This is a genomic window from Pseudomonas sp. NUPR-001 (assembly GCF_052147955.1).
Classification (GTDB): domain Bacteria; phylum Pseudomonadota; class Gammaproteobacteria; order Pseudomonadales; family Pseudomonadaceae; genus Aquipseudomonas.
In genome coordinates this window covers 4,889,730-4,913,084 of sequence record NZ_CP197353.1, presented here as the reverse complement: position 1 = coordinate 4,913,084, position 23,355 = coordinate 4,889,730, and the positions used below count along the sequence as shown (strand labels likewise).

Here is a 23,355-nt window from a genome sequence, read left to right as displayed (position 1 = left end):
CTGCGACAAACGCGCATATTCAGGCTGCACGGAGTCGCGGGAGTGGGTCGCACTCCCTTGACCGATGCAGGGTTTAATCCAGGCTTACGCCAGAGAAGACGTTGCGCCCGAAGGGGCTTACCTTGAAGTCCTCGACCTTGGCACTGAGCGGTTGGTTGACCGTCGAGTGGGCGATCGGGGTGATCGGCACTTGTTGCTTGAGCAACTGTTGGGCCTGTTGATAAATCACGCTGCGCTGTTCACGGTCGGTGATGGTCTTGGCCCGCTTGACCAGCGCGTCGTACTGCGGGTCGCACCACATGGAGTAGTTGTTACTGCCGATGGCATCGCAGCTGTACAAGGTGCCCAGCCAGTTGTCCGGGTCACCGTTGTCGCCCGTCCAGCCGATCAGCGAGATATCGTGTTCGCCGTCCTTGGTGCGCTTGAGGTATTCGCCCCACTCGTAGCTGACAATCTTGACCTTGAAGCCGATCTTGCCCCAGTCGGCCTGCAGCATCTCGGCCATCAGCTTGGCGTTGGGGTTGTACGGGCGTTGCACTGGCATGGCCCACAAGGTGATTTCGGTGCCTTCCTTGACCCCGGCGGCTTTCAGCAACTCACGGGCCTTGTCCGGGTTGTACGCGGCGTCCTTGATACTGTCGTCATACGACCACTGCGTTGGCGGCATGCTGCCAACCGCCAGTTGCCCGGCATGCTGATACACCGCCTGGACGATGGCTGACTTGTTCACCGCCATGTCCATGGCCTGGCGAACCTGCAGTTGGTCGAAGGGTTTGTGTTGCACGTTGTAGGCGATGTAACCGAGGTTGAAGCCGGGCTTTTCGATCACCTGCAGTTTTGCATCGCTTTTCAGCGCATCGAGATCCGCCGGGCGTGGGTTCACGGTGACCTGACATTCATTTTTGCGCAGCTTTTGAATGCGTACGGAAGGGTCGGTGTTGATCGAGAAGATCAGTTGTTCAAGTTTGACCTGGTTTGGGTCCCAGTAGTCCTTGTTGCCGCGATAGCGGATCTGCGAGTCCTTCTGGTAACGCTGGAACACGAATGGGCCGGTGCCAATCGGTTGCTGATTGATGTCGCTGGGGCGCCCGGAAACCATCAGGTGATGGGCGTATTCGGCGGAAAGGATGGAGGCGAAACTCATCGCCAGGTTCTGCACGAACGCGGCATCAATGCTGTTGAGGGTAAACACCACGGTCATCGGCGCGGTCTTCTCGACCCGGGCAATGTTCTTGTCCAGGCTCATGCCGACAAAGTACGGAAACTCGGTGGGGTAGGCCTTACGGAACGGGTGCTGACGATCAAGCATGCGGTTGAAGGTGAACAGCACGTCATCGGCATTGAAGTCGCGGCTGGGGGTAAAAGTTTTGTTGCTGTGAAACTTCACGCCTTCGCGCAAGTGGAAGGTGTAGGTCAGGCCGTCGGGCGAAACTTCCCAGCGGGTAGCCAATGCCGGTTTGACCGCAGTCGCGCCGCGCTCGAACTCGACCAGGCGGTTGTAGATCGGCTCAGCAGCATCGTTGTCGGTGGCGCTGGTGTACTGGGCGGTGTCGAAACCACCGGGGCTGCCCTCGGAGCAAAACACCAGATTCTTGGCCAGGCTCAGTGGGGCCTGGGTAAGCAGGCCGAGGCCTAGTAGCGTTGTAAAAAATGCGGTACGGCGCATGGCGATCCCTTGTCCTTTGTTGTTGTTCAGCGGTCCAGAGCGCACAGCCAGGCGCAGAGCACCCGTGGCGGTACTCACGACGTTAGGTGCGACGTGTGTCCGCTGCTAGGTTGCAATTACGCAAGGGTGTGTAGGAATTTTCTCGGAGATGCTGCGACTTTTCCGTGTCGTAACATTTGCTCACGTCTTCCCGGTCAGCCACAGGCAACCCCGGATGCCGGATACCGGCATCGCAGGGTTGGCAGGGCGGCTGCTATTTGCTCACGCTTACCCCATAGAAGGAGTTCAAACCGAACGGGCTGATCTTGAAGTCCTGTACGGTGTTGCGCATGGGTTGATAGACCGTGGAGTGGGCGATAGGGGTCATCGGCACCTGGTCTTTGAGGCGGTGCTGGGCTTGCTTGTACAACTCGGTACGCTTGGCCTGATCGGAGGTGGCCTTGGCCTGCTTGATCAGCTTGTCGTATTCAGGATCACACCATTTGGAGAAGTTGTTGCCGGCAATCGCATCGCAGCCGAACAGGGTGCCGAGCCAGTTGTCCGGGTCACCATTGTCACCGCTCCAACCGATGAGCATGGCGCCGTTTTCGCCGCCTTTGGAGCGCTTGATGTACTCACCCCACTCGTAGCTGACGATCTTCGCGTTGATGCCGATCTTCTTCCAGTCAGACTGCAGCATTTCGGCCATCAGTTTGGCATTTGGGTTGTATGGACGTTGCACCGGCATCGCCCACAGGGTGATTTCGGTACCTTCCTTGACGCCGGCTTCCTTGAGCAGTTGCTTGGCTTTCTCCGGGTCGAACGGTGCGTCTTTGATGGTGGTGTCGTACGACCATTGGGTTGGCGGCATGGCATTGACCGCCAGTTGACCGGCGCCCTGATACACCGACTTGATGATCTCCGGCTTGTTCACCGCCATGTCCAGCGCCTCACGGACCTTGAGCTGGGCCATCGGGTTGGGTTCGTTGCTGCCCTTGATCTTGTCCATCACGTTGTAGGCGATGTAACCCAGGTTGAAGCCGGCCTGGTCAGGCATCTTCAGGTTCGGGTCAGCCTTGAGCGGCTCGATGTCGGCCGGGCGCGGGAACAGGGTGACCTGGCACTCGTTCTTTTTCAGCTTTTGCATACGCACCGAGGCGTCGGTGGTGATGGCGAAGATCAGGTTGTCGATCTTCACGTCCTCGGGCTGCCAGTAGTCCTTGTTGCCTTTAAAGCGGATCTGCGCGTCTTTCTGGTACTTGCTGAACACGAATGGCCCGGTACCGATCGGCTTCTGGTTGATGTCAGCAGGTTTGCCTTGCTTGAGTAGCTGATCGGCGTATTCGGCGGACTGGATCGAGGCGAAGCTCATTGCCAGGTTCTGGATGAACGCGGCATCGACGCCGTTGAGGGTGAACTTGACGGTGTGATCGTCAAGCTTCTCGACCTTGGCAATGTTTTGGTCCATGCCCATGTCGGTGAAGTACGGGAACTCGGTCGGGTAGGCCTTACGGAACGGCATGTCCTTGTCGAGCATCCGATTGAAGGTGAACAGCACGTCGTCGGCGTTGAATTCGCGGGTGGGCCTGAAGAAGTCGGTGGTGTGGAACTTGACCCCTTGGCGCAGATGGAAGGTGTAGGTCAGGCCGTCGTCGGAAACATCCCAGCTGGTTGCCAGGCCCGGAATAACAGCAGTGCCGCCACGTTCAAACTGGCTCAGGCGGTTGAAAACAGTCTCGGCTGAGGCATCGAAGTCGGTTCCTGTGGTGTATTGACCTGGGTCGAAGCCAGCAGGGCTGCCTTCGGAGCAGAACACCAGATTGGTTGCCGCGAGGGCAGAAGGTGCGCCGGCAAGCAAGCCTGCGCCGACCAGGAACGGAATGACCGCGTGTTTGAGCATGGTGGCCTCATTGTTGTCATTTTTGAATTTGAGGTGGCCTCGTGAGCCGACCTGCGGATACTTATGCAGGCCCCATACCCAATGCAACACTCAAAAGGATGTGTCGGGAGAAACAGTGGGACGAACGTACAGGAATGTCGCATCCGTATAATTTTCTACGGAGTTGATCGTTTGCGAGGGGGTAATTCAATATGTTTCGGAGACGTTATGCGTAGGCGTGGTCACGCCTGGCACCAGAATGGTGCGCTTGGTTGCGGCAGGTAACCCTGTTCGCGGCAGTCAGGGCTGCCGCGAAACAGTACAAAAAGTAACGCTACTCAGGGCATTTGCACTTCGATGGTACCGTCGGCACTGAGGCTGACCTGGCTGGTACCGGCTTCGATCTCGGGGCTCGGTGCTGCGCCTTCGGCATCCATGCTGGCTTTCATCATCATCGGCGCGCTGCGCATGTAAGGGTGAGGATAGCCACTGCTGTTGAGGTTCAGGTTGACCACTTTGTAGCTTTTGCCACCCAGGGCCTCGGTGGCCAGTTGAGCGCGGGTCTTGAAGGCGTTGACAGCATCCTTGAGCAGTTCGTCTTCGCTGGTTTTGCGCGTGGCCGGGGCGATGGAGAAGTCCATGCCGCCCATCTTCAGCTGTTGCAGCAACTCGCCGGTGAGCTTGGACAAGGCTGGGAAGTCGGCGCTTTCCAGGCGCAGCTCGGCGCGTTCACGCCAGCCGGTGATCTTCTGGCCCTTGTTGTCGTAGATCGGATAGCTGTTTCGGCTGCCCTGGCTGATTTTAACTTCCTTGACCTCGCGGGCCTGTTGCACCGCCTTGTTCATGGTTTCGGTGATTTCCTTGGCCAGCTTGCCCGGATCGCTGTTCTGCGCTTCGCTGTACAGGGTCACCACCATCAGGTCGCGCGGGACTTCCTTGCTGACTTCAGCGCGCAGCGAGATCTGGTTGTAACGTGGCGCTTCGGCCAGTGCAGGCAGGCTGGCGAGCAGGCTGGTGGCCATTACCAGGGCGGCGCTGCGGCGGGAATTAAGCATGTATGACTCCTTGAAAATGAGGCGTGGACGCACTGAAATCCATTCCACGCAGGCCCATGAGACTCGCAAGAGTGTAGTGAGGTTCAAAAAGGCCATCATTGATCTGTAAAAAAGTGTGGCGCTTTGCCGCATGCCTGCAGAGCGCGGCACAGCTTCGGTATACTCGCCACGATTCGCCCTGGAGCACTCATCAGGAGAGCTCATGCTCGCCCCCGTACAACTGTTATCGGCAACACGTCAGAACCTCTGGCGCCTGACTTTCATCCGCATTCTGGTATTGGCCGCCCAGGCCGGCTCGGTGGGCGTTGCCTACTGGACCGAGCTGCTGCCGCTACCTTGGCTGTCGCTGGTTATCACGCTTGGCTTGTCGAGCTTGCTGTGTGCGTTCACCGCATTGCGCCTGCGCCTGTCGTTGCCGGTCACCGAGATGGAATATGCCCTCCAGCTGGCCTGCGACCTGTTGATCCATAGCGCCTTGCTGTACTACTCCGGCGGCTCGACCAACCCCTTCGTGTCTTATTACCTGGTGCCGTTGGCGATTGCTGCGGTGACCTTGCCGTGGGTGTATTCGCTGATTCTTTCGGGCATTGCCCTGGCGGCGTACAGCTTGCTGCTGGTGCAGTTCTACCCACTCGAGACCTTCCCGATGGCGCGGGAAAAAATGCAGGTCTATGGCATGTGGTTGAGCATTGCCCTGGCCGCTGCGGTGATCACCTTCTTTGCGGCAAAAATGGCCGAAGAATTGCGCCGTCAGGAGCAACTGCGCGCCGAGCGGCGTGAAGAGGGCCTGCGCGATGAGCAACTGTTGGCCGTCGCTACCCAGGCTGCCGGTGCCGCCCACGAACTGGGCACGCCGCTGGCGACCATGAGCGTACTGATCAAGGAAATGCGCCAGGACCACAGCGACCCGCTGCTGCAAGAAGACCTGGCAGTGCTGCAGGATCAGGTCAAGCTGTGCAAGGAAACCCTGCAAAACCTGGTGCGGGCTGCAGAAGCCAACCGGCGCATGGCCGTGGAAAATCAGGAAGTCACCGCCTGGCTGGATGAAGCCCTCAACCGCTGGCACCTGATGCGCCCCGAAGCCAGCTATCGCTTCCAGCGCCTGGGCCAGGGCAGCGTGCCGCGCCTGGCGCCGCCGCCTGATTTGACCCAGGCGCTGCTGAACCTGTTGAACAATGCAGCTGATGCCTGTCCGGATGACCTTGAAGTGCGCCTGGACTGGGATGCGCACGATATGGTGATCAGCATTCGGGATCATGGTCCGGGCGTGCCGGCGGCCATTGCCGAGGCCATCGGTAAACCGTTCTTTACTACCAAGGGCAAAGGCTTTGGCCTGGGCCTGTTCTTGAGCAAGGCCAGCGTCACCCGTGCTGGCGGCTCGGTAAAACTCTATAGTCATGAGGAAGGCGGTACGCTCACCGAGCTACGCCTGCCGCGTGATGCGCGAGGAGAAGTGTGATGAGTGATGAAATCCAGGTTGAAGGCGAAGAGCTCCCGCACCTGTTGCTGGTAGATGACGACGCCACCTTTACCCGCGTCATGGCCCGGGCCATGAGTCGTCGGGGTTTTCGCGTGAGCACAGCGGGCTCCGCTGAAGAAGGCTTGGTGCTGGCGCAGCAGGACGTGCCCGACTACGCTACCCTGGACCTGAAAATGGACGGCGACTCGGGCCTGGTGCTGCTGCCCAAGCTGCTTGAGCTCGACCCGGAAATGCGCGTGGTAATCCTCACCGGTTACTCCAGCATTGCCACGGCGGTCGAGGCCATCAAGCGTGGTGCCTGCAACTACCTGTGCAAACCGGCCGATGCCGATGACGTGTTGGCAGCGCTGCTGTCCGAGCACGCTGACCTCGACAGCCTGGTGCCGGAAAACCCCATGTCGGTTGACCGCCTGCAGTGGGAGCATATTCAGCGGGTGCTGACCGAGCACGAAGGCAACATCTCGGCCACCGCGCGGGCGCTGGGCATGCACCGGCGTACCTTGCAGCGCAAACTGCAGAAACGCCCGGTTCGGCGCTGACCCCCGGGCTGACTTCCTGTAGGAGCGGGCTTGCCCCGCGATAGCGGTTCATCAGGCACACCGCATCGCGGGGCAAGCCCGCTCCTACATGCTCCGCGACAGCTGTTGTTGGCGTATCATTAGCCTCCTAACGACAGCCACCAGGATCGCCGTGCATGCTCGCCCTTTTTCTCCAGACGCTGAACATCACGGCGCCGGTCTTTGCCATGCTGTTCATGGGCGTGCTGCTTAAACGCATCAATGCGATCAATGACGGCTTCATCCATACCGCGTCAGCACTGGTCTTCAACGTCTGTATGCCGGCGTTGCTGTTTCTGGGGATCTATCACGCCGACCTGAGCGCGGCGGTGCAGCCGGGGCTGTTGCTGTACTTCGCCATCGCAACCCTGATCGGTTTCGGCCTGGCCTGGGGCCTGGCCATCTGGCGCTGCCCGCGCGAAGACCGCGGGATCTACACCCAGGGCGCGTTTCGCGGTAACAACGGGGTGATCGGCCTGGCACTGGCGGCCAGTATGTACGGTGACTATGGCATTTCGCTGGGCGCGGTTCTCGCTGGCCTGGTAATCCTGCTCTACAACTCGTTGTCGGTGGTGGTGCTGGCGGTGTACAGCCCAAGCGCCAAGTCCGACCCGTGGAGCATCTGCAAGAGCATCTTGCGCAATCCTTTGATCATCAGCGTGCTGGTGGCAGCGGTGATGGCCTACGCTCAAGTGGCACTGCCGAACTGGCTGCTGACCTCGAGTGACTACCTGGCACAGATGACCCTGCCACTGGCGTTGATCTGTATTGGTGGCACCTTGTCGCTGGCGTCATTACGGCAAAGTGGCGGGATCGCGCTGAGCGTGAGCCTGCTCAAGATGGTCTGGTTGCCTCTGCTTGCCACCCTGGGAGCTTTTCTCTGTGGGTTCCGGGGTGCCGAGCTGGGTATCTTGTTCCTTTACTTCGGCAGCCCCACCGCTGCGGCGAGCTATGTGATGGCACGGTCGACCAATGGCAATCACCAGTTAGCGGCGGCAATTATTGTAATAACCACGCTGATGGCCGCTATTACCACCAATATCGGCATCTTTTTCTTGCAGTGGGGCGGCTGGATCTAGATCCTGTGAAAAATAATTCCAATACGGCCTCTTAGCCTCGAGGACACTACATGCAAGAAGAGATCACCCCGGAGCGGTTACACCGCGGGCTGAAAAATCGCCACATTCAGTTGATTGCGCTGGGTGGCGCGATCGGCACCGGTTTGTTCCTGGGGATTGCCCAGACCATCCAGCTGGCCGGCCCATCGGTGCTGTTGGGTTACGCCATTGCCGGCTTGATTGCCTTCTTTATCATGCGCCAGTTGGGCGAGATGGTGGTCGAAGAGCCGGTTTCCGGCACCTTCAGTCACTTTGCCCACCGCTACTGGAGTGAATTCGCCGGCTTCATGTCCGGCTGGAACTACTGGGTGCTGTACGTGTTGGTCGGCATGGCCGAGCTGACCGCCGTGGGGATCTACATCCAGTACTGGTGGCCCGGCTTCCCTACCTGGGCAACGGCGGCAATCTTCTTCGTCATCATCAACCTGATCAACCTCAGCCAAGTGAAGGTGTTTGGCGAGATGGAGTTCTGGTTTGCTTTGATCAAGGTGGTTGCCATTGTCAGCATGATCGCCTTCGGGGGGTACTTGCTGATCAGCGGCAACGGTGGTCCTGATGCCAGCGTCGCCAACCTGTGGCAATACGGCGGGTTCTTCCCCAATGGCGTCAGCGGGCTGATGATGGCGCTGGCGGTGATCATGTTTTCCTTTGGCGGCCTGGAGCTGGTGGGGATCACGGCGGCCGAAGCCGACAACCCCAAGCACAGCATTCCGCGTGCAACCAACCAGGTGATCTATCGCATCCTGATTTTCTACATCGGTGCCCTGGCGGTGCTGTTGTCACTGTATCCGTGGCAGAAAGTCGTGCAGGGCGGCAGCCCGTTCGTGATGATTTTCCACGCCCTGGACAGCAACCTGGTCGCGACCATCCTCAACCTGGTGGTGCTCACGGCGGCGCTATCGGTTTATAACAGCTGTGTGTATTGCAACAGCCGCATGCTGTTTGGCCTGGCAACCCAAGGCGATGCGCCCAAGCGTCTGCTCAAGGTCAATGCGCGTGGCGTACCGTTGGCGGCGCTGGGGATTTCGGCGTTGGCGACTGGCTTGTGCGTGGTGATCAACTACCTGATGCCGGCCGAAGCCTTTGGCCTGTTGATGGCGCTGGTGGTGTCGTCGCTGGTGATCAACTGGGGCATCATCAGCATCACCCACCTGAAGTTCCGCCGTGCCAAAGCGGCGGCTGGCCAGACCACATTCTATAAAAGCTGGGGTTACCCGCTCACCAACTACGTGTGCCTGGCGTTTCTCGCCCTGATTCTGGTGATCATGTACCTGACGCCGGGTATCCGCATTTCGGTGCTGCTGATCCCAGCCTGGCTGGCGGTGCTGGCGGTGGCCTTCTGGCTGAAGAAGAAGGGTGAGAAGGCCGCCGTTACTGCCAACTGACGGCCTTGTGAGGGTGATCGATCAGCTCTGCTGGTAGCTGTCGATCACCTCTTGAGCGGCGCGAAAGGCATCAATGGCTGCCGGTACACCGGCGTACACTGCGCAATGCAGCAGCGCTTCGCGAATTTCCTCGACACTGCAGCCATTGTTCAAGGCGCCACGCACGTGACCCTTAAGTTCCTGTGGGCACTTGAGTGCCGTGAGTGCGGCCAGGGTGATCAGGCTGCGGGTTTTCAGCGGCAAGCCTTCACGGCTCCAGACGCTGCCCCAGGCATGCTCGTTGACGAAGTCTTGCAGCGGCTGGGTGAACTCAGTGGCATTGCCCAAGGCACGATCGACAAACGCGTCGCCCATGACCTGACGGCGGACGTGTTCGCCGGATTTGGTGGTATCGCCCATCTTGTTTTCCTTAGTGTTGGCGGCGCCAGGCGCGCAGGGTCGTGTACAGCAGCAACGTCCCGAGCACTGGCAGTGCATAGAACAGCATCAGTTTTTCCAGGCGGGTGGCCAGTGGTATGCCCATGGTGAAGGCCACCACATGCAGACCATAAGCCAGGTACAAGCCAAGAAACACCAGACCTTCGGCGCGGGTTACCCGGTAGCCGGAGTAGAACACCGGCAGGCTCAGGACGGCGACACCGAGCATTACCGGCAGGTCAAAATCCAGGGCATTGGGTGAGATCGACAGCGGCTCCGGGGCTACCAGAGCGGTCAGACCCAGCACCGCGAGCAAGTTGAACAGGTTGCTGCCGATGACGTTACCCACGGCAATTTCGCGCTCACCGCGCAGGGCGGCGATCAGCGAGGTGGCCAGTTCGGGTAGCGAGGTGCAGATCGCCACCACGGTCAGCCCGATGACCCGCTCCGACAGTCCCAGGTCGCCCGCCACTTCAACGGCCGCCTCCAGCAACAGGTGCCCGGCCACGCTCAGCAAACCCAACCCCGTCAGCATCAGCAGCAGGCTGGTGAGCCAGAAGCCTGCCCCTTGTTGAGGGCGAGGGCCAGGGGCCGGAAAAGTACGGGCGTAGTGCCGCGACTGATGCCAGAGCACCGCCAGGTAGGCCACCAGGCCGAGCAGCAGTAGCGCGCCCTCCAGGCGTCCGAGCAGTTCGTTGAGCGCCAGCAGGTACACCACCAGGCTGGCGCCGATCATCAGCGGGATGTCCAGGCGCACCAGCTGGCGCGAGACGCGCAAGGGAATGATCAGGGCGGCAAGGCCAAGGGTCACCAGGATATTGAATATGTTGCTGCCAATCACGCTGCCTACCGCCACATCCGGCGCGCCGCTGTAAGCCGCTTGCAGGCTGACGGTAAGCTGCGGTGCACTGCTGCCGAAGGCCACCAGGCTCAAGCCGATGATCAGTGGGCGCACTTGCAGGCTGGCGGCCAGGCGCAGTGCTGCGCGAACCAGCAATTCGGCACCGGCAATGAGCAGCAGCAAGCCAAAGGCCATCTGTAGCAGGCTGAAGGTGGGTAAGGCGGCCAGGTCGAAAATGGTGATGCTCCGTATCAGGTTCAGTCGCTGAGACTTTGTACCCGTACGCGCGCGGTTCCGCTACGGATCATGCCGAGTTTTTCTGCTGCGGCACGTGACAGGTCAATCAATCGGCCACGGGTGTGCGGGCCGCGGTCGTTGATACGCACGATCACGCTGCGGTCGTTCTTCAGGTTGGTGACCTTGACCTGGGTGCCGAAGGGCAGGCTGCGATGGGCCGCAGTCATGGCATTTTGATTGAAGGGTTCGCCGCTGGCGGTGCGTTTACCGTGGTGGCGGGAGCCGTAATAGGAGGCGGTGCCGGACTGGTCGTAACCGCGGGGATCTACATCGTGGCTGGCGCAACCGGCCAGCAGGGAAAAGAGCGCGAGTGCGCTGAAGGGACGCCACATGTGTGTTAGTGCTCCAAGGGGTGGCTTCGCGGGGCAAGCCCGCTCCTACAGGTGAACACTGTGGGAGCGGGCTTGCCCCGCGAAAAGCAGGCGACGCAATTACCCTTCGAGCTTGCTCTTGAGCAATTGGTTCACTTGCTGCGGGTTTGCCTTGCCCTTGGACGCTTTCATCGCCTGACCGACGAAGAAGCCAAACATCTTGCCGCGCTTGGCTTCATCGGCGGCGCGGTACTGTTCGACCTGCTCGGCGTTGGCCGCGAGCATTTCGTCCAGGACCTTCTCGATCGCACCGCTGTCCGTCACTTGTTTCAGGCCTTCGGCCTCGATGATCTGGTCGGCATCGCCTTCGCCAGCGGCCATCTTCTCGAACACGACCTTGGCGATCTTGCCGCTGATGGTGTTGTCGAGGATGCGCTTGAGCATGCCGCCCAGGTACGCGGCACTAACCGGCGACTGGTCGATTTCCAGGCCCAGCTTGTTGAGCAGGCTGCCCAGCTCGACCATGACCCAGTTGGCAGCCAGTTTGGCATCGCCACACACTTCAACCACTTGTTCGAAGTAGTCGGCCTGTTCACGGCTGGAGGCCAGTACGTTGGCGTCGTAGGCCGACAGACTGAACTGGCTCTGGAAGCGTTCGCGCTTTTGCGGTGGCAGCTCTGGCAGAGTGGCGCGCAGGGTGTCGAGGAACGCACCTTCGATCACCACCGGCAGCAGGTCTGGATCGGGGAAGTAACGGTAGTCGTTGGCTTCCTCTTTGCTGCGCATGGAGCGGGTTTCGTCTTTGTTCGGGTCGTACAGGCGAGTTTCCTGAATGACCTTGCCGCCGTCTTCGATCAGCTCGATCTGGCGCTGCACTTCGCTGTTGATCGCGCGCTCGATGAAACGGAACGAGTTGACGTTCTTGATCTCGCAGCGGGTACCGAACTCAACCTGGCCTTTTGGTCGGATCGACACGTTGCAGTCGCAACGCAGCGAGCCTTCGGCCATGTTGCCGTCGCAGATGCCCAGGTAGCGCACCAGGGCGTGGATGGCCTTGACGTAAGCCACCGCTTCTTTGGCGCTGCGCATTTCCGGCTCGGAAACGATTTCCAGCAGCGGTGTGCCGGCACGGTTCAGGTCGATACCGGTGGAGCCGCTGAAGTCTTCGTGCAGGCTCTTGCCGGCGTCTTCTTCAAGGTGCGCGCGGGTAATGCCGATGCGCTTGACCGTGCCGTCTTCCAGGGCGATGTCCAGGTGGCCCTTGCCGACAATCGGCAGTTCCATCTGGCTGATCTGGTAGCCCTTGGGCAGGTCCGGGTAGAAGTAGTTCTTGCGCGCGAACACGTTGTGATGGCCGATCTCGGCGTCAATCGCCAGACCGAACATGCACGCCATGCGCACCGCTTCCTGGTTGAGCACCGGCAGTACGCCGGGCATGCCCAGGTCGATCAGGCTGGCCTGGGTGTTCGGCTCGGAACCGAAGGTAGTGGCGCTGCCGGAGAAAATCTTCGACTGGGTGGCGAGCTGGGTGTGAATCTCCAGCCCGATGACAACTTCCCATTGCATGTGATGGTCCCTCAGAAGCCGTTAGGTGCGCGAGTGTGCCAATCAGTCACTTGCTGATAGCGGTGCGCGACGTTGAGCAGGCGGCCTTCCTGGAAGTACGGGGCGAGCAACTGCACGCCAACCGGCAGACCGTCGACAAAACCGGCCGGCATCGACAGGCCCGGCAGGCCGGCCAGGTTGGCGGTAATGGTGTAGACGTCTTCCAGGTACGCAGCGACCGGATCGTTGTTCTTGGCGCCGATCTTCCAGGCCAGGTTTGGCGTGGTTGGGCCGAGAATCACGTCGACGTCGTTGAAGGCGGCCATGAAGTCGTTCTTGATCAGGCGGCGGATTTTCTGCGCCTGCAGGTAGTAGGCGTCGTAGTAGCCGGCCGAGAGGGCGTAGGCGCCGACCATGATGCGCCGTTGCACTTCGGCACCGAAGCCTTCGCCACGCGAGCGCTTGTACAGGTCGGTAAGGTCAGCCGGGTTCTCGCAGCGGTAGCCGAAACGCACACCGTCGAAACGCGACAGGTTGGACGAGGCTTCGGCCGGGGCGATCACGTAGTACGCAGGAATTGCGTGCTGCATGTTTGGCAGGCTGATTTCCTTGACCACGGCACCGAGCTTTTCCAGCTCTTTGACGCTGGCCTGGACCAGGTCGGCAATGCGTGGGTCAAGACCGGCGCCGAAGTATTCCTTCGGCAGGCCGATGCGCAGGCCTTCGAGCGAGCCGTTGAGGCTGGCGCTGTAATTCGGGACTGGCTCGTCGATGCTGGTGGAGTCCTTGGCATCGAAACCGGCCATGGCTTGTAGCATCAGCGCGCAGTCTTCGGCGGTGCGGGCCATCGGGCCGCCCTGGTCGAGGCTGGAGGCGTAAGCGATCATGCCCCAGCGCGAAACACGACCGTACGTCGGTTTCAGGCCGGTGAGGTTGGTCAGTGCTGCAGGCTGGCGAATCGAGCCGCCGGTGTCGGTGCCGGTGGCACCCGGCAGCAGGCGTGCGGCAACGGCTGCCGCCGAACCGCCGGAGGAACCGCCGGGTACGTGTTCAAGGTTCCATGGGTTTTTCACGGCGCCGTAGTAGCTCGACTCGTTGGCCGACCCCATGGCGAACTCGTCCATGTTGGTCTTGCCCAGCGACACCGCGCCGGCTTCGGCGAGCTTGCTGACGACGGTGGCGTCGTAGGGCGCCTTGAAGTTGTCGAGCATCTTCGAGCCGCAGCTGGTGCGTACGCCCTGGGTGCAGAACAGGTCTTTGTGGGCAATCGGCGCGCCCAGCAGGGCACCGCTTTCACCGGCGGCGCGACGGGCGTCGGCGGCGCGGGCCTGGCCGATGGCCAGCTCTTCGGTGACGCTGATGAAGCTGTTCAGTTGCGGGTCGAGCTGGTTGATCCGCGCCAGCAGGGTGCGGGTCAGCTCTTCGGAGGAAAACGACTTGTCGGCGAGTCCGCGGGCGATCTCGGCCAGGGTCAATTGATGCATGGCAGGCTCTATTCCCTTACTCGATGACTTTCGGAACCAGGTACAGACCACCTTCCGTCGCCGGAGCAATGGCTTGGTAGCTGTCACGATGGTTGCTTTCTGTAACAATGTCGGCACGCAAGCGCTGACTGGCTTCCAGCGGGTGAGCCAACGGCTCGATACCAGTGGTGTCGACGGCTTGCATCTGGTCGACCAGCCCCAGAATACTGTTCAGGGCATCGGTAGTGCGTGGCAGATCGGCTTCATTCAGGCCCAGGCGGGCCAGGTGAGCGATCTTTTCCACGTCGCAGCGTTCAAGCGCCATGGGGATCTCCTGGGGGAACAAACGGAATTGGTCCGCGATGAGGAACATGCTGGCAGATTTACGGTCATAAGGCCGCGATCGTGTGCTGGCTTGCTCGGAAAAACTGCCAATTTAACATATTGGCGCCTTGCCCAAAATCCCCGCCGTTGTTAGAGTTTGCCGCACTTTTTTACCCACGCGTTGCCTAGGGTCACTTTCCCATGTTCAAGAAACTGCGTGGCATGTTTTCCAGCGATCTATCTATCGACCTGGGCACTGCCAACACCCTTATTTACGTGCGTGAGCGCGGTATCGTCCTGAATGAGCCCTCGGTTGTGGCCATTCGTACTCACGGCAACCAGAAAAGTGTCGTCGCGGTCGGTACCGAAGCCAAGCGCATGCTGGGCCGTACGCCCGGCAACATTGCTGCCATTCGTCCGATGAAAGATGGCGTGATCGCCGACTTCAGCGTTTGCGAAAAAATGCTGCAGTACTTCATCAACAAGGTCCACGAGAACAGCTTCCTGCAGCCAAGCCCACGTGTGCTGATCTGCGTACCGTGCAAGTCGACGCAGGTTGAGCGTCGTGCCATCCGTGAATCGGCGCTGGGCGCCGGTGCCCGCGAAGTGTTCCTGATCGAAGAACCAATGGCTGCCGCCATCGGTGCCGGCCTGCCGGTCGAGGAAGCGCGCGGTTCGATGGTCGTCGATATTGGTGGTGGTACCACCGAAATTGCACTGATCTCCCTGAACGGTGTGGTGTATGCCGAATCCGTACGTGTCGGTGGTGACCGCTTCGACGAAGCGATCGTGACCTACGTGCGCCGTAACTACGGCAGCCTGATCGGCGAATCCACCGCCGAGCGCATCAAGCAGGAAATCGGTACCGCCTACCCAGGTGGCGAAGTGCGTGAAGTCGATGTCCGCGGCCGTAACCTGGCCGAGGGCGTACCACGTGCCTTCACCCTCAATTCCAACGAAGTGCTCGAAGCGCTGCAGGAATCCCTGGCAACTATCGTGCAAGCGGTCAAGAGCGCCCTGGAGCAATCGCCTCCCGAGCTGGCTTCGGACATCGCCGAGCGTGGTCTGGTATTGACCGGTGGCGGCGCGCTGCTGCGTGACCTGGACAAACTGCTGGCCCAGGAAACCGGTTTGCCGGTGATCGTTGCCGAAGATCCGCTGACCTGTGTTGCCCGTGGCGGTGGCCGCGCCCTGGAAATGATGGACAAACACACCATGGACCTGCTTTCCAGCGAGTAAGCTGGCCGCAGTACACATGCCGCCCGGTTTACAGGTAGTGCTCACAGTGCTACCTGTATGTGCTGGGCTTACGTCCGCGTGGGCGTAATTTTCCGTCAATTCCTAAGCAGGCCGGTGCGTTCGTATGAATGACCTCTTGAATCGTCGTCCACGAGGAGCGGCTTATTAAACCGCTTTTCGCCAAGGGCCCTTCACTGGGTGTGCGCGTGCTCGTGCTGGTTGTGCTGGCGATCACCCTGATGGTGGTCGATGCGCGCTTTACCCTGCTCAAACCGGTGCGTAGCCAGATGGGACTGGTGCTGATGGAGTCCTATCACATCACCGACTTCCCACAGAGTCTGTGGCAGGGTGTTGCCAGCCAGTTTGGCAGCCGCACCGAGCTGATCGCCGAGAACGAAAAACTCAAGACCGAAGCCTTGCTGATGCAAGGGCGTGTGCAGAAACTGGCCGCCCTGACCGAGCAGAACGTGCGCCTGCGCGAGTTGCTCAATTCGTCGGCACTGGTCAACGAGAAGGTCGAAGTCGCCGAGCTGATCGGCGTTGATCCCAACCCGTTCACCCACCGTATCCTCATCAACAAGGGCGAGCGTGATGGCGTGGTGCTTGGCCAGCCGGTGCTCGATGCCCGCGGGCTGATGGGACAGGTGGTCGAACTGATGCCTTACACCGCACGGGTTCTGTTGCTGACCGATACCACCCATAGCATTCCGGTGCAGGTCAACCGTAACGGTTTGCGGGCGATTGCCAGCGGTACCGGTAACCCTGAGCGTCTGGAGTTGCGCCATGTGGCGGACACCGCAGACATCAAGGAAGGCGACCTGTTGGTCAGCTCTGGCTTGGGCCAACGTTTCCCGGCGGGCTATCCGGTAGCCACGGTCAAAGAAGTGATCCACGACTCCGGTCAACCGTTCGCGATCGTACGGGCAATCCCCACCGCAGCGCTGAACCGCAGCCGCTACCTGTTGCTGGTGTTCACCGACAGCCGTACCCCCGAGCAGCGTGCCACTGATGCCGCCATGGCTCAGGAAGCGGCTGACCGCCAGGGCCTGCCGGGCAGCACCGAGGCCACAGCGCCAGGTGCAGCAGCCCCGGCTCCCGGAGCCGCTGCAGCCACGCCAGTTACGCCAGCCACGGCGCCCGCTGCTGCACCTGCAACACCGGTGAGTACGCCAGCGCCTGCCCCGGCTGCGGCCAGCGGCGCTGCCCCGACCCCTTCCCGGGAGAGACACTGATGGTGAGTACTCGCAGCCGAAACGGCTGGGTGGTCTGGCTGACATTCCTGTTGGGCCTGCTGCTCAGCGTTTCGCCGTTGCCGCAATTCATGGAAGTCTTCCGGCCGATGTGGCTGGCCTTGCTGCTGGCCTTCTGGACCTTGGCCTTGCCGCACAAGGTCGGTATGACCACAGCCTTTATCCTGGGCCTGGCCGAAGACGTGTTGTACGGCACGTTGCTGGGGCAGAACGCTCTGGTCCTGACCCTGATCACCTTCCTGGTGCTGACCTTGCAACAACGCCTGCGGATGTTCCCGATGTGGCAGCAAAGCCTGGTCATCCTGGTGATATTCGGATTGGCCCAGCTGGTGCAGCTGTGGCTGAGTGCCCTGACGGGCAACCGCCTGCCGACCCTGGCGCTGATCTGGTCGGCAGTCATCAGTGCGTTGCTCTGGCCGTGGATCAGTTTCGCCCTGCGTGGGCTGCGTTTACGCCTTAGCATCAACTAAGCCCGCTACCCGACGTTGACAGGGAGAAGTCACGATGACCCCGTTGTACCTGGCCTCTGCTTCACCCCGCCGTCGGGAACTGCTGACCCAGATCGGCGTTCCCTTCACCACCCTCAGCGCCGCGGTCGATGAAACCCCGTTGCCGGGCGAGGCTGCACCCGCTTATGTCGAGCGTCTGGCCCGGGCCAAGGCCAGTGCCGGCCTGGCGGCGTTAGCGCCTGATGTCGCCACCCGGGTAGCGATACTGGGTGCAGACACCGCCGTGGTGCTCGATGGGCGGATTCTCGGAAAACCTGTCGATCGCGACGATGCCCTGGACATGCTGGCGGCGCTCTCGGGTCGTGAACATCAAGTGCTCACGGCCGTTGCCGTGGCGGATCAACAGCGCTGCCTTAGCGTATGTGTGACTAGCGACGTGCGTTTCGGCCCGATTTCGAGCACACAGGCACAGGCCTACTGGGCGAGCGGCGAGCCGTTGGACAAGGCCGGTGCCTACGCGATCCAAGGGTTGGGTGCGGTGTTCGTACAACGCATCGAAGGCAGCTACTCCGCGGTGGTGGGCTTGCCGCTGAATGAAACCGCTGAGTTGCTGGCGCAATTTGCCGTCCCTTGCTGGCAATTGGCGTCGGCCCGTTAATCGAGGTACAGCACGCTGCTAGCCAGCCGCCCGCGGGCGATCCATCATTACTGAAGTCCTTTGACGAGAGCCGGCCATGAGTGAAGAGATTCTGATCAATATCACACCGATGGAATCACGCGTGGCGGTGGTGGAGAACGGTGTTCTTCAGGAAGTGCATGTAGAGCGCACTCAGCGGCGTGGCATTGTCGGCAACATTTACAAGGGTAAAGTGGTTCGCGTATTGCCAGGGATGCAGGCGGCATTCGTGGACATTGGCCTGGATCGAGCGGCCTTCATTCACGCGTCGGAAATCTCCCAGCGTGAAGGCTCGTCGGTCGAAAGCATCAGTGCCCTGGTGCATGAAGGGCAAAGCCTGGTGGTGCAGGTCACCAAAGACCCGATCGGTTCCAAAGGCGCGCGGCTGACCACTCAGCTGTCGATCCCTTCGCGGTACTTGGTGTACATGCCACGCACCAGCCATGTCGGCATCTCCCTGAAGATCGAAGACGAAGCCGAGCGTGAGCGCCTCAAGCAGGTGGTTACCGACTGCGTTGCCCAGGAAAACATCCAGAACGCCGGCGGCTTTATTCTGCGTACGGCGGCCGAGGGTGCCGGTGCCGATGAAATCCTCATGGATATCCGTTATCTGCGCAGGCTCTGGGACCAGATTGGCGCGCAGATCAAAACGGTGGGCGCACCTACCGAAATCTATGAAGACCTGGGCCTGGCCCTGCGTACCCTGCGCGATCTGGTGAACCCGAAAATCGAGAAGATCCGCATCGACTCGCGGGAAACCTTCCAGAAAACCACGCAGTTTGTCGGCGAACTGATGCCAGAAATCGCTGACCGCCTGGAGCACTACCCGGGTGAGCGGCCGATTTTTGACCTGTATGGCGTTGAAGACGAGATCCAGCGTGCGCTGGACCGCAAGGTGCCGCTCAAGTCCGGCGGCTACCTGGTGGTCGATCCGGCAGAAGCGATGACTACCATCGACGTCAACACCGGTGCCTTCGTCGGCCATCGCAATCTTGAAGAGACCATTTTCAAGACCAACCTGGAAGCCGCTACCGCGATTGCCCGGCAGCTGCGTCTGCGCAACATCGGCGGCATCATCATCATCGACTTCATCGACATGGAAGATGAAGAGCATCAGCGCCAGGTGTTGCGGACCCTGGAAAAGCAGCTTGAGCGCGATCATGCCAAAACCAACATTATCGGTATTACCGAGTTGGGCTTGGTGCAGATGACGCGCAAGCGCACCCGCGAAAGCCTGGAGCAGGTGCTGTGCGAACCCTGCCTTTGCTGTCAGGGACGCGGCAAGCTGAAAACCCCAGAGACAGTTTGTTACGAGATTTTCCGCGAAATTCTCCGCGAAGCCCGTGCCTATCAGGCTGAAGGCTATAGAGTGCTGGCCAACCAGAAAGTGGTCGATCGGCTGTTGGACGAAGAGTCAGGTAATGTGGCTGAACTTGAGACCTTCATTGGTCGCACCATTCGTTTTCAGGTCGAATCCATGTACTCCCAGGAGCAATATGATGTGGTGCTGCTCTGACGTCTGAAGGTACCTGGCTGTTGCAAGGGCTGGCAAAGCGCCCGGTTGCGGCCATAGTTAAGGCACGATCCGGAGGGCCATTGCCATGGAGCGTCTGATCCGCGTTCTGGGCGCGATGACCCGCTGGGGCCTGGGCATCTGCGCCTTGCTGGCGGTACTGGTGGCGCTGTATGTCAGCCTTGGCCGAGAACTGGTGCCACTGGTGGCCGAGTACCGCGCCGAAGCCGAAGACAAAGCCGAGCAGGCCTTGGGCATGCCTGTGCACATTGGCAGCCTGGAAGGTCACTGGAGTGGCCTCGCGCCAGTGCTGGCGATTAACGATATTCAGGTTGGCGAGGGTGTCACCGCGTTGCGCCTGGATGGGGTCAAGGTGGTGCCGGACCTGTGGGCCAGCCTGATGGATCGTCAGCTGCGCCTGGCAAACCTGGAAGTGGGTGGCCTGCAGCTAAGCCTGCGTGAGGACGAAAACGGCGCCTGGCGCTTGGACGGACTGCCGAAAACCGATGATCAGCCGCTGGACCCGCAGCAGGTGCTGCAACGTATGCAGGCGGTGTCGAAGATCACCGTGCTCGACAGCCAGATCACCCTCGAGCCCTACCAGCGCGACCCGCTGACCCTTACTTATGTGAACCTCGGCTTGCAGACCGGCAGCGTACGCCAGCGTCTGGATGCCCGCCTGACCTTGCCCGATGGTCAGCCGCTGGCGTTGAGCCTGCGCAGCCGTATTCGCGCAGCGCACTGGCGCGATGCTGAAATCGAAGCCTACCTCAGCCTGCCACAGAGCGATTGGGCGCGCTGGCTCCCGCCGCGCATGCTGGGGCAATGGCAGGCCAAGGAACTCAAGGCCGGTGGTGAGTTCTGGTTGAACTGGGGCAAGGGCCAGGTGCAGAGCGCCGTGGTACGCCTCAATGCTCCGCAGCTGCGCGGGGCTTATACCGGCCGTGAGCAGGCCAGTATCGAGAACCTCGCCGTCAACGCCTGGTTCCAGCGTCAGACCCAGGGCTTTGATGTGCAGCTCGACTCGCTTGCCATGAGCCTGGGCAAGACCCGCTGGGAGTCGCACCTGCAGCTCAATCAGAGCGCCGCCACTGAAACCAGCGAAGAAACCTGGAAAATCCAGGCGGATCGTCTCGACTTGACGCCGCTGACACCCCTGATCGAATCCTTGGCGCCACTGCCAGACAATGTAATGGCGGTGGTTGAGGGGCTGAACGTCAAAGGCCTGCTGCGCAATGTCCAGCTGGATATCCGCCCAAAAGCGACCGGCGACCAGCGCCTGAGCTTTGCCGCCAATCTCGAACGGGTCGGCTTTAGTGCCTACCACGGTGCGCCAGCGGCGGGGAACGTCAGCGGCAGCATCAGCGGCGACCTCGGGCACGGTGAACTGCGTCTGGATACCGACGCGTTCATGCTGCACCTGTACCCGATCTTCGCCAAACCCTGGAATTACCAGAAAGCCAACGCACGCCTGACCTGGCGCCTGGACCAGGAAGGTTTCACGCTCATCGCCCCCTACCTGAAAGTCCTGGGCGAAGAGGGCAAGATTGCCGGCGACTTCCTCATTCGCCTGTTGTTCGATGAAACGCGTGAAGACTACATGGACTTGCGTGTCGGCCTGGTCGAAGGCGATGGCCGCTACACCGCCAAGTACTTGCCCGAGGTGTTGAGCCCGGCGCTCGACGAATGGCTGCGTACCGCCATTCTCAAGGGCGCGGTCGATGAAGGCTACTTCCAGTATCAGGGCTCGCTCAACCATGGCGCTGCCGAGCAGGCACGCAGCATCAGCCTGTTCTTCAAGGTGCATGACGCCGCGCTCGACTTCCAGCCTGGCTGGCCGCAAGTGCAGCAGGTGAACGGTGAGGTGTTCATCGACGACGACGGGGTACGGGTAAACGCCAGCCGCGGGCAGTTGCTCGACACCCAGGTCAGCGATGTGCGGGTCAATATTCCGCATGTCGCCAGCGGTGAGCACAGCCATATGTACCTGGACGGCGCATTCGACGGTGGCCTGGGCGACGGCTTGAAAATCCTCCAGGAAGCACCAATTGGCACTGCCGCGCTGTTCGCTGGCTGGGAAGGTCAAGGCAAACTCAAAGGCAAACTCAAACTCGACGTGCCTTTGGCTAAAGGCCAGCAACCGCAAGTAGTGGTGGATTTCGATACCAGCGACGCACGCCTGAAAATTGCTGCCCCGGAGCTTGAGCTCAAGCAGCTCAAGGGCGCTTTCCGTTTTGATTACGGCAAAGGGCTCAGCGGACAGAACATCAGCGCCCGGGTCTTCGACAAACCCATCACCGCACAGATTTTTGCCGAAGGTAAACCTGGTGAGCTGCAAACGCGTGTTCAGGCCAAAGGGCAGGTGGCCCTGTCGGCGCTGACCCAATGGTTGCAGGTCAAGCAGGCGCTGCCATTGGCCGGGGAAATTCCCTATCAACTGCAGCTCAACCTGGGTAGCCGTGACAATCAGCTCAAGGTTGACTCCAGCCTCAAGGGCCTGGCCATCAACCTGCCAGCGCCGTTCGGCAAAAGTGCCGATGAAACCCGCGACAGTCAGTTCGGCATGTCCTTGCAAGGGCCTGAGCGGCGCTTCAATTTCAGCTATGCCAATGTGGCTAACGCGCTGTATGCCGCCCCCATGGACAAGCTGGATCAGGGACGTGGCGAGCTGGTGTTCGGCAGTGGCAGCGCGCAGTTGCCGAGTGCGCAGGGTGTGCAGGTGCGTGGCAGTTTGCCAGAGCTGGACTTGGCGCCCTGGCAGCAACAAATGGACGGTATGACCGGTAATGACCCGAGCGGCAGTGCCCGTCAGCTGTTACGCGGCGTTGACCTGAGCATCGGCCGCCTCAAGGCTGCCGGCCTTGAACTGAACCAGGCGGTGGTACGTCTGGTGCGCAATCCGAACAACTGGTCGTTGCGCCTGGACAGCAAGGAAGTCATCGGCAACGCTCGTATGCCGGACGCCAAAGGTGCACCGCTGGTGGTGAACCTGCAGACCTTACACCTGCCGCCGCAGGATCCCGCCGAGGTCACCGTCCCTAACGCCCCCGACCCGATGGCGGCCATCGATCCGCGCAAGATTCCGTCGATTGACCTGAACGTCGACAAGCTGTTTCGTGGCGATGACCTGCTCGGCAGCGCAGCAGTGAAAGTGCGCTCCAGTGCCAAAGGCATCACCCTCAACGACCTGGACCTCAACCTCAAGGGCCTGCAGATCGACGGCAGCGGCGCCTGGGAAGGCGCTCCGGGCGCCAGTAGCAGTTGGTACAAAGGGCGCCTCGAAGGCAAGAACCTGGCTGACGTGCTCAAGGCGTGGAATTTTGCTCCTACCGTCACCAGTCGCGATTTTCGTCTGGATGCCGATGCCCGCTGGCCTGGATCGCCCGCCTGGGTGAGCCTGGCCCGGCTTTCCGGCAGTCTCGATGCGGCCTTGCGCCAAGGCCAGTTTGTCGAGGTCGAAGGCGGCGCTCAGGCCCTGCGGGTGTTTGGCTTGCTCAACTTCAACTCGATTGGCCGCCGTTTGCGCCTGGACTTTTCCGACCTGTTCGACAAAGGCCTGAGCTATGACCGGGTCAAAGGCCTGCTGGTGGCCAGCGAAGGTGTGTATGTTACCCGCGAGCCGATCACCGTCACCGGGCCGTCGAGCAACTTTGAGCTTGATGGTACGTTGGACATGGTGCGCGACCGCGTCGATGCCAACTTGCAAGTGAGCTTGCCGATATCCAACAACCTGCCGCTGGCCGCGCTGATTGTCGGCGCGCCGGCCGTCGGTGGTGCACTGTTTCTGGTCGATCGCCTCCTCGGTGACCGGGTGGCGCGTTATGCCAGTGTGCATTATCGCGTCGAAGGGCCGGTGAAAGAGCCTAAAATCAGCTTTGTAAAACCGTTCGACAAGTAATGTCAGGAGCGTG

At 60.7% G+C, this 23,355-nt stretch carries 19 protein-coding genes; 10 read left to right on the top strand and 9 right to left on the bottom strand.

Annotation, left to right across the window (positions count from 1 at the left end; genetic code table 11):
- Positions 1 to 73 precede the first annotated feature (73 nt).
- The 3 genes from ACP6KB_RS22500 to ACP6KB_RS22490 form a co-directional block, all read right to left on the bottom strand.
- On the bottom strand, positions 74 to 1,666 hold the full coding sequence (locus ACP6KB_RS22500) for an ABC transporter substrate-binding protein (RefSeq protein ID WP_442109457.1): 1,593 nt from the start codon (positions 1,664 to 1,666) through the stop codon (positions 74 to 76).
- A 253-nt stretch (positions 1,667 to 1,919) separates the two neighbouring features.
- Entirely contained in the window at positions 1,920 to 3,545 is a 1,626-nt protein-coding gene (locus ACP6KB_RS22495) for an ABC transporter substrate-binding protein (RefSeq protein ID WP_442109456.1), read from the bottom strand.
- A gap of 317 nt (positions 3,546 to 3,862) precedes the next feature.
- Positions 3,863 to 4,579, bottom strand: a complete 717-nt coding sequence (locus tag ACP6KB_RS22490; protein ID WP_442109455.1) for an SIMPL domain-containing protein — start codon at positions 4,577 to 4,579, stop codon at positions 3,863 to 3,865.
- Positions 4,580 to 4,781: 202 nt separating this feature from the next.
- On the opposite strand from ACP6KB_RS22490, the gene ACP6KB_RS22485 reads away from it, so the two are divergent.
- The 4 genes from ACP6KB_RS22485 to ACP6KB_RS22470 all read left to right on the top strand — a co-directional run bounded on the left by ACP6KB_RS22485 (position 4,782) and on the right by ACP6KB_RS22470 (position 9,119).
- Positions 4,782 to 6,038, top strand: coding sequence for an ATP-binding protein (locus ACP6KB_RS22485; RefSeq protein ID WP_442109454.1), 1,257 nt, complete (start codon positions 4,782 to 4,784; stop codon positions 6,036 to 6,038).
- Entirely contained in the window at positions 6,038 to 6,598 is a 561-nt protein-coding gene (locus ACP6KB_RS22480) for a response regulator transcription factor (protein ID WP_045184713.1), read from the top strand. Before ACP6KB_RS22485 ends, ACP6KB_RS22480 begins: the two co-directional genes overlap by 1 nt.
- A 155-nt stretch (positions 6,599 to 6,753) precedes the next feature.
- Positions 6,754 to 7,695, top strand: a complete 942-nt coding sequence (locus ACP6KB_RS22475; protein WP_442109453.1) for an AEC family transporter — start codon at positions 6,754 to 6,756, stop codon at positions 7,693 to 7,695.
- 50 nt (positions 7,696 to 7,745) lie between these two features.
- Positions 7,746 to 9,119 carry an amino acid permease gene (locus tag ACP6KB_RS22470; RefSeq protein ID WP_442109452.1) on the top strand — a complete coding sequence of 458 codons (1,374 nt, stop codon included), beginning with the start codon at positions 7,746 to 7,748 and terminating at the stop codon, positions 9,117 to 9,119.
- A gap of 21 nt (positions 9,120 to 9,140) precedes the next feature.
- On the opposite strand, the gene ACP6KB_RS22465 is transcribed toward ACP6KB_RS22470, so the two are convergent.
- The 6 genes from ACP6KB_RS22465 to gatC all read right to left on the bottom strand — a co-directional run bounded on the left by ACP6KB_RS22465 (position 9,141) and on the right by gatC (position 14,318).
- The gene (locus tag ACP6KB_RS22465; protein ID WP_442109451.1) at positions 9,141 to 9,518 is read right to left on the bottom strand and encodes a carboxymuconolactone decarboxylase family protein; all 378 of its coding nucleotides are present in this window, start codon (positions 9,516 to 9,518) and stop codon (positions 9,141 to 9,143) included.
- A gap of 10 nt (positions 9,519 to 9,528) precedes the next feature.
- Positions 9,529 to 10,572 carry a calcium/sodium antiporter gene (locus ACP6KB_RS22460; RefSeq protein WP_442109450.1) on the bottom strand — a complete coding sequence of 348 codons (1,044 nt, stop codon included), beginning with the start codon at positions 10,570 to 10,572 and terminating at the stop codon, positions 9,529 to 9,531.
- Between the two features lie 62 nt (positions 10,573 to 10,634).
- Positions 10,635 to 11,006 carry a septal ring lytic transglycosylase RlpA family protein gene (locus tag ACP6KB_RS22455; protein ID WP_442109449.1) on the bottom strand — a complete coding sequence of 124 codons (372 nt, stop codon included), beginning with the start codon at positions 11,004 to 11,006 and terminating at the stop codon, positions 10,635 to 10,637.
- Positions 11,007 to 11,105: 99 nt separating this feature from the next.
- Positions 11,106 to 12,551, bottom strand: a complete 1,446-nt coding sequence (gene gatB, locus ACP6KB_RS22450; RefSeq protein WP_442109448.1) for an Asp-tRNA(Asn)/Glu-tRNA(Gln) amidotransferase subunit GatB — start codon at positions 12,549 to 12,551, stop codon at positions 11,106 to 11,108.
- Between the two features lie 11 nt (positions 12,552 to 12,562).
- Positions 12,563 to 14,014, bottom strand: coding sequence for an Asp-tRNA(Asn)/Glu-tRNA(Gln) amidotransferase subunit GatA (gene gatA, locus ACP6KB_RS22445; RefSeq protein WP_442109447.1), 1,452 nt, complete (start codon positions 14,012 to 14,014; stop codon positions 12,563 to 12,565).
- A gap of 16 nt (positions 14,015 to 14,030) precedes the next feature.
- Positions 14,031 to 14,318: an Asp-tRNA(Asn)/Glu-tRNA(Gln) amidotransferase subunit GatC gene (gene gatC, locus ACP6KB_RS22440; protein ID WP_133216665.1), complete on the bottom strand. Its 288-nt coding sequence runs from the start codon at positions 14,316 to 14,318 to the stop codon at positions 14,031 to 14,033.
- Positions 14,319 to 14,518: 200 nt separating this feature from the next.
- Between gatC and mreB the strand changes: the two genes are divergently transcribed.
- The 6 genes from mreB to ACP6KB_RS22410 all read left to right on the top strand — a co-directional run bounded on the left by mreB (position 14,519) and on the right by ACP6KB_RS22410 (position 23,342).
- Positions 14,519 to 15,556: a rod shape-determining protein MreB gene (gene mreB / locus ACP6KB_RS22435; protein WP_008371426.1), complete on the top strand. Its 1,038-nt coding sequence runs from the start codon at positions 14,519 to 14,521 to the stop codon at positions 15,554 to 15,556.
- 200 nt (positions 15,557 to 15,756) lie between these two features.
- Complete coding sequence (gene mreC / locus ACP6KB_RS22430) at positions 15,757 to 16,788, top strand: rod shape-determining protein MreC (protein WP_442109446.1); 1,032 nt, start codon at positions 15,757 to 15,759, stop codon at positions 16,786 to 16,788.
- Positions 16,788 to 17,276 carry a rod shape-determining protein MreD gene (gene mreD / locus ACP6KB_RS22425; protein ID WP_442109445.1) on the top strand — a complete coding sequence of 163 codons (489 nt, stop codon included), beginning with the start codon at positions 16,788 to 16,790 and terminating at the stop codon, positions 17,274 to 17,276. Before mreC ends, mreD begins: the two co-directional genes overlap by 1 nt.
- Positions 17,277 to 17,310: 34 nt before the next feature.
- On the top strand, positions 17,311 to 17,913 hold the full coding sequence (locus tag ACP6KB_RS22420) for a Maf family protein (RefSeq protein WP_442109444.1): 603 nt from the start codon (positions 17,311 to 17,313) through the stop codon (positions 17,911 to 17,913).
- A gap of 76 nt (positions 17,914 to 17,989) precedes the next feature.
- Entirely contained in the window at positions 17,990 to 19,447 is a 1,458-nt protein-coding gene (rng, locus tag ACP6KB_RS22415) for a ribonuclease G (RefSeq protein ID WP_442109443.1), read from the top strand.
- An 85-nt stretch (positions 19,448 to 19,532) separates the two neighbouring features.
- A complete protein-coding gene (locus ACP6KB_RS22410) occupies positions 19,533 to 23,342 on the top strand; it encodes a YhdP family protein (protein ID WP_442109442.1) in 3,810 nt (1,269 codons plus the stop codon).
- The last annotated feature ends 13 nt before the right edge of the window (positions 23,343 to 23,355 follow it).

Excerpts from the sequence above, each read along its gene's own strand:
- ACP6KB_RS22500 (WP_442109457.1), bottom strand. The coding sequence starts at position 1,666 with ATGCGCCGTACCGCATTTTTTACAACGCTACTAGGCCTCGGCCTGCTT.
- ACP6KB_RS22495 (WP_442109456.1), bottom strand. The coding sequence starts at position 3,545 with ATGCTCAAACACGCGGTCATTCCGTTCCTGGTCGGCGCAGGCTTGCTT.
- ACP6KB_RS22490 (WP_442109455.1), bottom strand. The coding sequence starts at position 4,579 with ATGCTTAATTCCCGCCGCAGCGCCGCCCTGGTAATGGCCACCAGCCTG.
- ACP6KB_RS22485 (WP_442109454.1), top strand. The coding sequence starts at position 4,782 with ATGCTCGCCCCCGTACAACTGTTATCGGCAACACGTCAGAACCTCTGG.
- ACP6KB_RS22480 (WP_045184713.1), top strand. The coding sequence starts at position 6,038 with ATGAGTGATGAAATCCAGGTTGAAGGCGAAGAGCTCCCGCACCTGTTG.
- ACP6KB_RS22475 (WP_442109453.1), top strand. The coding sequence starts at position 6,754 with ATGCTCGCCCTTTTTCTCCAGACGCTGAACATCACGGCGCCGGTCTTT.
- ACP6KB_RS22470 (WP_442109452.1), top strand. The coding sequence starts at position 7,746 with ATGCAAGAAGAGATCACCCCGGAGCGGTTACACCGCGGGCTGAAAAAT.
- ACP6KB_RS22465 (WP_442109451.1), bottom strand. The coding sequence starts at position 9,518 with ATGGGCGATACCACCAAATCCGGCGAACACGTCCGCCGTCAGGTCATG.
- ACP6KB_RS22460 (WP_442109450.1), bottom strand. The coding sequence starts at position 10,572 with ATGGCCTTTGGCTTGCTGCTGCTCATTGCCGGTGCCGAATTGCTGGTT.
- ACP6KB_RS22455 (WP_442109449.1), bottom strand. The coding sequence starts at position 11,006 with ATGTGGCGTCCCTTCAGCGCACTCGCGCTCTTTTCCCTGCTGGCCGGT.
- gatB (WP_442109448.1), bottom strand. The coding sequence starts at position 12,551 with ATGCAATGGGAAGTTGTCATCGGGCTGGAGATTCACACCCAGCTCGCC.
- gatA (WP_442109447.1), bottom strand. The coding sequence starts at position 14,014 with ATGCATCAATTGACCCTGGCCGAGATCGCCCGCGGACTCGCCGACAAG.
- gatC (WP_133216665.1), bottom strand. The coding sequence starts at position 14,318 with ATGGCGCTTGAACGCTGCGACGTGGAAAAGATCGCTCACCTGGCCCGC.
- mreB (WP_008371426.1), top strand. The coding sequence starts at position 14,519 with ATGTTCAAGAAACTGCGTGGCATGTTTTCCAGCGATCTATCTATCGAC.
- mreD (WP_442109445.1), top strand. The coding sequence starts at position 16,788 with ATGGTGAGTACTCGCAGCCGAAACGGCTGGGTGGTCTGGCTGACATTC.
- ACP6KB_RS22420 (WP_442109444.1), top strand. The coding sequence starts at position 17,311 with ATGACCCCGTTGTACCTGGCCTCTGCTTCACCCCGCCGTCGGGAACTG.
- rng (WP_442109443.1), top strand. The coding sequence starts at position 17,990 with ATGAGTGAAGAGATTCTGATCAATATCACACCGATGGAATCACGCGTG.
- ACP6KB_RS22410 (WP_442109442.1), top strand. The coding sequence starts at position 19,533 with ATGGAGCGTCTGATCCGCGTTCTGGGCGCGATGACCCGCTGGGGCCTG.